This is a genomic window from Bartonella eidoli (genome assembly GCF_036576145.1).
In the GTDB taxonomy this organism is placed as follows: domain Bacteria; phylum Pseudomonadota; class Alphaproteobacteria; order Rhizobiales; family Rhizobiaceae; genus Bartonella.
The window spans coordinates 1-9859 of sequence record NZ_JBAFWX010000010.1 but is presented as its reverse complement, the minus strand read 5'-3'; the positions used below and the strand labels follow the sequence as shown (position 1 = coordinate 9859).

The 9859-nt window shown below is 37.1% G+C and carries 2 pseudogenes; both read left to right on the top strand.

The annotated features are described in order from the left end of the window. Window positions 1-86: 86 nt before the first annotated feature. Window positions 87-7910 (top strand): annotated as a pseudogene (locus V5N68_RS06070) (hypothetical protein); the annotation flags it as partial. A gap of 243 nt (window positions 7911-8153) precedes the next feature. Next, window positions 8154-9227: pseudogene (locus tag V5N68_RS06140) on the top strand (Vomp family autotransporter); the annotation flags it as partial. Window positions 9228-9859: the final 632 nt, after the last annotated feature.

Genomic DNA, 9859 nt, shown 5'->3' with positions numbered 1-9859 from the left:
GTGGTACTATTACTATCGGTAATGCAGTAAGTGGTACTGCTATTAATATTGCAAATAGTACTGGTGGTTCTCGAAAGCTTACTGGTTTGGCAAATGGTGATATTTCTTCATCTTCTAAAGATGCGATCAGTGGTTCACAGCTTTATTCTGCAAATAATGCACTTGTTGCATATCTAGATAGTGATGCTAAATATGAAAATGGGCATTGGACAGCTCCAAGTTTTAGTGTTGCAACACTTGATGCTGAAGGCAATTCTACAGAAACGAGCTACGATAATGTTTCTGAAGCATTTGCTGCTGTGAACAGTTCTTTCAAAAATACTTACACAAATATTAGAAATGAGTTTACCAGTGAACTTTCTGATATGAAGAGTGATAATCTTATTCAGCAGTCAGGGCGCGGCGGTGTCATTACTATTGGTGATGCGGTAGGTGGTACTGCTATTAATATTGCAAATAGTACCGGTGGTTCTCGAAAGCTTACTGGTTTGGCAGATGGTGATATTTCTTCATCTTCTAAAGATGCGATCAGTGGTTCACAGCTCTATTCAATGGGTGAAACGCTTGCTACATATTTTGGTGGTGATGCTAAGTATGTGAATGGGCATTGGACAGCTCCAAGTTTTAGTGTTGCAACACTTGATGTTGACGGCAATTCTACAGAAGAGAGCTACGACAATGTTTCTGAAGCATTTGCTGCTGTGAACAGTTCTTTTGAAAATACTTACGCAAATATTAGAAAAGAGTTTACCAGTGAACTGACTAATATGAAGAGTGATAACCTTGTTCAGCAGTCAGGGCACGGCGGTGTCATTACTATTGGTGATGCGGTAGGTGGTGCTGCTATCAATATTGCAAATAAAAGCCATGTCTCTCGAAAGCTTACTGGTCTAGCAGATGGTGATATTTCTTCATCTTCTAAAGATGCAATCAATGGTTCACAGCTTTATTCTGCAAATAATGCCCTTGCTGCATATTTGGGTGGTGGTGCTAAATATGAAAATGGGGAATGGAAGGCTCCGAGTTTTAATGTTGCAACACTTGATGCTGACGGCAATTCTACAGAAGAGAGCTATGACAATGTTGCTAAAGCATTTGATGCTGTGAATAGTTCTTTCAAAAATACTTACACAAATATTAGAAATGAGTTTACCAGTGAACTTTCTGATATGAAGAGTGATAACCTTATTCAGCAGTCAGGAAGCAGTGGTACTATTACTATCGGTGATGCGGTAGGTGGTACTGCTATTAATATTGCAAATAGTACCGGTGGTTCTCGAAAGCTTACTGGTTTGGCAGATGGTGATATTTCTTCATCTTCTAAAGATGCGATCAGTGGTTCACAGCTCTATTCAATGGGTGAAACGCTTGCTACATATTTGGGTGGTGATGCTAAGTATGTGAATGGGTATTGGACAGCTCCAAGTTTTAGTGTTGCAACACTTGATGCTGACGGCAATTCTACAGAAGAGAGCTACGACAATGTTTCTGAAGCATTTGCTGCTGTGAACAGTTCTTTCAAAAATACTTACACAAATATTAGAAATGAGTTTACCAGTGAACTTTCTGATATGAAGAGTGATAACCTTATTCAGCAGTCAGGAAGCAGTGGTACTATTACTATCGGTGATGCGGTAGGTGGTACTGCTATTAATATTGCAAATAAAAGCCATGTCTCTAGAAAGCTTACTGGTCTAGCAGATGGTGATATTTCTTCATCTTCTAAAGATGCGATCAGTGGTTCACAGCTTTATTCAATGGGTGAAACGCTTGCTACATATTTAGGGGGTAATGCTAAGTATGTGAATGGGCATTGGACAGCTCCAAGTTTTAATGTCGCAACACTTGATGCTGAAGGCAATTCTACAGAAACGAGCTACGACAATGTTTCTGAAGCATTTGCTGCTGTGAATAGTTCTTTTGAAAATACTTACACAAATATTAGAAAAGAGTTTACTAGTGAACTGACTAATATGAAGAGTGATAACCTTGTTCAGCAATCAGGAGGCAGTGGTACTATTACTATTGGTGATGCGGTAGGTGGTACTGCTATTAATATTGCAAATAAAAGCCATGTCTCTAGAAAGCTTACTGGTTTGGCAGATGGTGATATTTCTTCATCTTCTAAAGATGCAATCAATGGTTCACAGCTTTATTCAATGGGTGAAACGCTTGCTACATATTTAGGGGGTAATGCTAAGTATGTGAATGGGCATTGGACAGCTCCAAGTTTTAATGTTGCAACATTTGATACTGAAGGCAATTCTACAGAAACGAGCTACGACAATGTTTCTGAAGCATTTGCTGCTGTGAATAGTTCTTTTGAAAATACTTACACAAATATTAGAAATGAGTTTACCAGTGAACTGACTAATATGAAGAGTGATAACCTTGTTCAGCAATCAGGGAGCAGTGGTGCCATTACTATTGGTCAGGCAATAAATGGCGCTTCAATCGATGTTAAAGATAGAAGTGGTGTATCGCGGATTTTGACTGGCTTGGCAGATGGTGAGATTTCTACGTTCTCTAAAGATGCTGTTAATGGTTCCCAGCTTTATTCAATTAATAAGACACTTGCTGCATATTTAGGTGGTGGTGCTGAATATAAGAATGAGAAATGGAGTAATCCAGTTTTTACAGTTAATACTGTTAATAGGAATGGTACTTTTGCGGAAGAGGAATACAACACTGTTGCTGATGCATTTACTGCAGTAGGTACTTCTTTTGCGAATATTAAGAATGAACTTACCAATGAATTGACAGACATGAGGGATGGTCTTTTTGTGAAACAGAATGACCAGACTAGCCCTATCAAAATTGGTGGAGAAACTGGTGGTGCAGCAATTATCGTTTCAGATAGCAATGGTGTTTCTCGCAGTATCTCTGGTGTGAAGTCAGGAACTCTTTCTGAAGGATCAACAGAAGCCGTTAATGGTTCCCAGCTTTACTCTATGAGCCAAACACTTGCTTCATATTTAGGTGGTAGTGCTAAATATGATGGTGAGAAGTGGACGGCTCCTCAATTTGAAGTCGTGCAATTTAATTCAGGTGGATTAATTAATGGAACGCGTAGCTATAATAATGTTTCCAGTGCTTTTAATGGTGTTAATGCTACTTTCAGAGGTCTTGATAGTAAAATTGACGATGTAAAAGAAGGAATCCTTGTTAAGAAGTCAGAGAGCGGTAATGCTATTACTATCGGTCAGGCAATAAATGGTACTTTGGTTGATGTTAAAAATAATGATGGTGTATCTCGAATTCTTACTGGTTTGGCCGATGGTGAAGTTTCTGTATTCTCTAAAGATGCTGTTAATGGTTCCCAGCTTTATTCAACCAATAAGACACTTTCTGCATACTTAGGTGGAGGTGCCGAATATGATGATGGGAAATGGAGTAATCCAGTTTTCAAATTTAATAATATCGATAAGGATGGCGCTTTTGCAGAAGAGGAATACAACACTGTTGCTGATGCATTTACTGCGGTAGGTACTTCTTTTGCGAATATTAAGAATGAACTTGCCGATGAACTGACAGATGTGAAGGGCAGCCTTTTTGTTAAACAGGATGGTCAGACTAGCCCTATCAAAATTGGTGGAGAAACTGATGGTATAGAAATTATTGTTGCAAATAACAGTGGTGCACCTCGTAGCATCTCTGGTGTGAAATCAGGAATTCTTTCTGAAGGATCAACAGAAGCCGTTAATGGTTCCCAGCTTTACTCTATGAGCCAAACACTTGCTTCATATCTAGGTGGCAGTGTTAAATATGATGGTGAGAAGTGGACAGCTCCTCAATTTGAAGTCGTACAATTTAATTCAGGTGGCTTAACTGATGAAACACGTGGTTATAATAATGTTTCTAGTGCTTTTAATGGCGTTAATGCTACTTTCAGAGGTCTTGACAGTAAAATTAACGGTGTAAAAGAAGGACTCCTTGTTAAGAAATCAGAAGACGGCAATGCTATTACTATCGGTGATGCAATAAATGGTACTTTGATTGATATTAAAAACAACACTGGTAGCTATAGGAAGCTTGCTGGCTTGGAAGGTGGTGAAATTTCTTCCTCTTCTAAAGAAGCAATTAATGGTTCTCAGCTCTATTCGATGGGTGAAAAGCTTGCTACATACTTAGGTGGTGATGCTGAATATAAGGATGGAAAATGGAATAACCCAACTTTCAAATTTAATAACATCAATCAGGATGGTACTTTTGCAGAAGCAGAATACAACACCGTTGCTGATGCATTTACCGCAGTAGGTACTTCTTTTGCGAATGTTAAGAATGAGCTTGCAGACGTGAAGGATGGTCTTTTTGTTAAACAGGATGGTCAGACTAGTGTTATCAAAATTGGTGGAGAAACGGATGGTAAGGAAATTGCTGTTGCAAACAACAGTGGTGCGCCACGCAGTATCTCTGGTGTGAAGTCAGGAACTCTTTCTGAAAGATCAACAGAAGCTGTTAATGGTTCCCAGCTTTACTCTATGAGCCAAACACTTGCTTCATATTTGGGCGGTAGTGCTAAATATGATGGTGAGAATTGGACGGATCCTCAATTTGAAGTCGTGCAATTTAATTCAGGTGGCCTAACTGAGGGAACGCGTAATTATAATGATGTTTCCAGCGCTTTTAATGGTGTTAATGTTACTTTCAGAGGTCTTGACAGTAAAATTGACGATGTAAAAGAAGGGCTCCTTGTTAAGAAGTCAGAAGACGGCAATGCTATTACTATCGGTGATGCAATAAATGGCACTTCAATCGATGTTAAAGATAGAAGTGGTGTATCTCGCATTCTTACTGGTTTAGCTGATGGTGAAGTTTCTGCATCTTCTAAAGAAGCCGTTAATGGTTCCCAGCTTTATTCAACCAATAAGACACTTTCTGCATACTTAGGTGGAGGTGCTGAATATAAGAATGGGAAATGGAGTAACCCGGTTTTCAAAGTTAATACTGTTAATAGGAATGGTACTTTTGCAGAAGAAAATTTTGGTACTGTTGCTGATGCATTTACCGCAGTAGGTACTTCTTTTGCGAATATTAAGAATGAACTTGCCGATGAACTGACAGATGTGAAGGGTAGCCTTTTTGTTAAACAGGATGGTCAGACTAGCCCTATCAAAATTGGTGGAGAAACTGATGGTATAGAAATTATTGTTGCAAATAACAGTGGTGCACCTCGTAGCATCTCTGGTGTGAAATCAGGAATTCTTTCTGAAGGATCAACAGAAGCCGTTAATGGTTCCCAGCTTTACTCTATGAGCCAAACACTTGCTTCATATCTAGGTGGCAGTGTTAAATATGATGGTGAGAAGTGGACAGCTCCTCAATTTGAAGTCGTACAATTTAATTCAGGTGGCTTAACTGATGAAACACGTGGTTATAATAATGTTTCTAGTGCTTTTAATGGCGTTAATGCTACTTTCAGAGGTCTTGACAGTAAAATTAACGGTGTAAAAGAAGGACTCCTTGTTAAGAAATCAGAAGACGGCAATGCTATTACTATCGGTGATGCAATAAATGGTACTTTGATTGATATTAAAAACAACACTGGTAGCTATAGGAAGCTTGCTGGCTTGGAAGGTGGTGAAATTTCTTCCTCTTCTAAAGAAGCAATTAATGGTTCTCAGCTCTATTCGATGGGTGAAAAGCTTGCTACATACTTAGGTGGTGATGCTGAATATAAGGATGGAAAATGGAATAACCCAACTTTCAAATTTAATAACATCAATCAGGATGGTACTTTTGCAGAAGCAGAATACAACACCGTTGCTGATGCATTTACCGCAGTAGGTACTTCTTTTGCGAATGTTAAGAATGAGCTTGCAGACGTGAAGGATGGTCTTTTTGTTAAACAGGATGGTCAGACTAGTGTTATCAAAATTGGTGGAGAAACGGATGGTAAGGAAATTTCTGTTGCAAATAACAGCGGTGCGTCACGCAATATTTCTGGTGTGAAGTCAGGAACTCTTTCTGAAAGATCAACAGAAGCTGTTAATGGTTCTCAGCTTTATTCTATGAGCCAAACACTTGCTTCATATTTAGGCGGTAGTGCTAAATATGATGGTGAGAAGTGGACAGATCCTCAATTTGAAGTCGTGCAATTTAATTCAGGTGGCTTAACTGATGGAACGCATAGTTATAATGATGTTTCCAGTGCCTTTAATGGTGTTAATGTTACTTTCAGAGGTCTTGACAGTAAAATTAACGATGTAAAAGAAGGACTCCTTGTTAAGAAGTCAGAGGGAAGCAATGCTATTACTATTGGTGATGCAATAAATGGCGCTTCAATCGATGTTAAAGATAGAAGTGGTGTATCTCGAATTCTTACTGGTTTGGCTGATGGTGAGGTTTCTGTGTTCTCTAAAGATGCGGTTAATGGTTCCCAGCTTTATTCAACCAATAAGACACTTGCTGCATATTTAGGTGGTGGTGCCGAATATAATGGTGGGAAATGGAGTAATCCAGTTTTCAAAGTTAATACTGTTAATAGGAATGGTACTTTTGCAGAAGAGAAATACAACACTGTTGCTGATGCATTTACCGCAGTAGGTACTTCTTTTGCGAATATTAAGAATGAACTTGCCGATGAACTGACAGATGTGAAGGGCAGCCTTTTTGTTAAACAAGATAATCAAATAAGTCCTATCAAAATTGGTGGAGAAACTGGTGGTACAGAAATTATTGTTGCGAATAGCAATAGTGTCTCTCGTAGCATCTCTGGTGTGAAATCAGGAACTCTTTCTGAAAGATCAACAGAAGCCGTTAATGGTTCCCAGCTTTATTCAACAAATAATGTAATCGCTACATATTTAGGTGGTGGCGCTAAATATGACGGTGAGAAGTGGACATCTCCTCAATTTGAAGTTTTGCAAATTAGTTCAGATGAGTTAGTTGATGGAACGCATAGTTATAATGATGTTTCCAGTGCTTTTAATGGTGTTAATGCTACTTTCAGAGGTCTTGACAGTAAAATTAACGATGTAAAAGAAGGAATTCTTGTTAAGAAATCAGAAGACGGCAATGCTATTACTATTGGTGATGCAATAAATGGTACTTTGATTGATATTAAAAACAACACTGGTAGCTTTAGGAAGCTTGCTGGCTTGGAAGGTGGTGAAATTTCTGCCTCTTCTAAAGAAGCCGTTAATGGTTCCCAGCTTTACTCAACAAATAATGCAATTGCTGAGTATTTAGGTGGTGGCGCTGAATATGTGAATGGGAAATGGAAAATACCAAGTTATGATATTCAGGGCACTTCATATAGCGATGTTAGTTCTGCCTTTGTGGGAGTAGATAATTCTCTTACAGATGTAAAAAATAAGATTGATGAAAATATTAATAAGGGTAAGAACTCTTTGATGTGGGATAATAGAGAAAATGCGTTTGTTGCACTCCATGAAACAGAAGGTGTGAAAAATAACAGTAAGCTTAAGTTCCTTTTAGACGGAAGTATATCTAAGGGTTCAACTGAAGCTATCACGGGCGGTCAGCTTTACTCCATGAACCAAACACTTGCTGCATATTTAGGTGGTGGTGCTAAGTATGAAAATGAAAGTTGGACAGCTCCAAGTTTCATGATTACGGAGTTTGATGTTGATGGTAATACAACGGAAGAGGGCTACAGTAATGTTGCTGATGCATTTGCAGGAGTAAGTAATTCTTTTGCCAATATTCAGAATGAGTTTGCTAATGTGAAGGATAGCGTATTTGTTAAACAAGATGATCAGACTAAGGCTATTAACATTGGTGGAGAAACTGATGGTACAGAAATTAGTGTTGCGAATAATAGTGGTGTATTGCGCAGTATTTCTGGTGTGAAGTCAGGACTTCTTTCGGAGACATCAACAGAAGCTGTCAATGGATCACAGCTTTATTCAACAAATAATGCTCTTGCGACATATTTTGGCGGTAACGCTCAGTATGAAAATGGAGAATGGATAGCGCCAAGCTTTCAGGTTATCGGGTTCAATGATGATGGTACTTCTAGCGAAAAAAGCTATGGAAATGTTGCTGATGCACTGACAGATATGAGTAACTCTGTAGCGAAGCTGCACGGTAATTTAGATATTATTGACCAAAATTCATTTTCGTGGAGTGATGCTGATGAAGCGTTTGTTGCTTTTCATAAAAAAGACGGAGAAATAAAAAAGAGCAAACTTAAATTTCTTATGGATGGAGATGTTTCTGAAGGTTCAACAGAAGCTATAACAGGCAACCAGCTTTATTCGTTCGGCAATGTATTGGCTACGTACTTAGGAGGTGGTGCTGGATATAAGGATGGCCAATGGATCGCTCCAGAATTCAAAGTTCTTCAATTTTCTAGCGATATGCGTTATGCTGGTGGTGTAATGAATAGTTATGATACTGTTTCTGATGCTTTTGATGCACTCAATGAAAGTATGGCAAATATTAGCGGTCGTATTGATAATATTGAAAATAAACCATCTACATCTAATGTTACGGGTTGGAGTGCAGAAGAAGGTGCGTATGATTTTAGCCATAATGGAGTTCCAGCTAAGGTTATAAATGTCGCAGATGCTGAAGTTCAAAAAGGCTCACAAGAAGTTGTGAATGGAGGTCAGCTTTGGGAAACAAACAACAAAATAACAGAAGTTGAAAAGAAAGTAGATGACATTGATCAACATATACAAAACGTTGAAACTACAATTAAAGATAGTATTAGTTATGATAAAGATGAATCTGGAAATAAGACCAATACTATTACCTTAGTTGGTGGAGACGAAAGTGACCCTGTATTGATTGATAATGTAGCTGCTGGTAAAGTTGAAGAAGGTTCAAAACAAGCTGTAAATGGTGGTCAGTTGTATGACTATACTAAACAGCAGATGGAGATTGTTCTCGACGATGCAAAACAATATACGGATAAACGTGTAAATAATATTGTTGTTAATGCCATAGATGATGCTGTTGATAAATCCAAACAATATACAGATATGAGGTTTGAAGCATTGAGTTATGGTATTGAAAATGCTCGGAAAGAAGCAAGGCAAGCTGCTGCTATCGGTTTAGCGGTGTCTAACTTACGTTATGACGATACACCAGGAAAGCTTAGTATTTCATTTGGTAGTGGTATGTGGCATAGCCAATCTGCATTTGCAATGGGTGCTGGTTATACATCTGAAAATGGTAACATCCGTTCTAATTTATCGGTAACCAACGCAGGTGGTCACTTTGGTGTTGGTGTAGGGATTACCTTTACATTAAATTAATTAAAGCTTTTAAATTCTTTACTTGCTCTTACTTTTTAAAGTAAGGGCAAGTATTTTTTTATGAAGGTTGTGTATGAAGGTATAATGAATGAAGATAATATGAGTTCCATTCATTCTATAAAAAATATTTTTGTTATTGTATTAATATCGTTATAAATTTATAATGATCGGGTTTGTGATCAGTAATTTATATATTTTCATCATATGGAAATCATATGAGTAAATGAAAAGATAAACAGTCTTTTTCGGTTAAATGAATAATAGTTTTTACAATATATATTTTCTATTTTTGTATTTTAATAAAGTGGTTGTAATAAAATATAATTATCATTTATTGAATATTTTTATTCTTTAAATAATAATTTGAAGAATTTTATGCAATAATACTATATATAAGTAAAATATAATTGCGATGTAGATATAAATAATTAATTTATATTAATATTTAAATAGTTATTGGTATGTATTATACGATTTTAGAGTATTTTGCATTACAAGTTATAAGTTAAATATAATAATGTATTGAAATTTATTCATAATTATTAAAATTAATTACTTAAAATATAAGTATCAATCATAATATTTTAGTATTTTATTTATTTTTAAATAAAAATTTTTTCTATAGAGTAAAT